Below are 534 nucleotides of genomic sequence, written 5' to 3'. Positions count from 1 at the left end.
CGCCTTGCCGCTGGACGCCACATAGTCCGCAGGCCGCGCCACAAACGCCACCTTTGGCGTGTGCTGACGCTGGGCCGCCTCGTCCAGGTGCTTGATCAAGCCCATGCGCAGCGCACCATGGGCGCGGATGGTTTCAAACATCGCCAGGGACTTGGGGTCGCCATTGATCGCGCCCTGCAGCTCGGTGCCGGTGTAACCCAGGTCCTGGGCGTTGATGAAGATGGTGGGAATCCCGGCATTGATCAGCGTCGCCTTGAACGTGCCGACACCCGGCACTTCCAGGTCATCCACCAGGTTGCCGGTAGGGAACATCGAGCCACCGCCGCCCTCTTCTTCCGCCGCCGGGTCCATGAATTCCAGCTGCACCTCGGCGGCCGGGAAGGTCACGCCGTCGAGTTCGAAGTCGCCGGTTTCCTGCACCGCGCCGTCGGTGATCGGTACGTGAGCGATGATGGTCTTGGCGATATTCGCCTGCCACACCCGCACCACGGCCACGCCGTTGTGCGGAATGCGCGCGGCATCTACCAGGCCGGC

The 534-nt window shown here is 65.5% G+C and carries 1 protein-coding gene; it reads right to left on the bottom strand.

What is annotated here, in order from left to right; all coding sequences use genetic code 11:
- A partial coding sequence (locus tag HX846_RS33030) for a 2-methylaconitate cis-trans isomerase PrpF family protein (RefSeq protein ID WP_218645515.1) occupies window positions 1-534 on the bottom strand: 534 nt, incomplete at both ends.

This window comes from Pseudomonas sp. K5002 (assembly GCF_013386655.1).
GTDB lineage: Bacteria > Pseudomonadota > Gammaproteobacteria > Pseudomonadales > Pseudomonadaceae > Aquipseudomonas.
The sequence above is the reverse complement of the archived record's forward strand: the minus strand, read 5'-3'. Positions and strand labels throughout refer to the sequence as shown.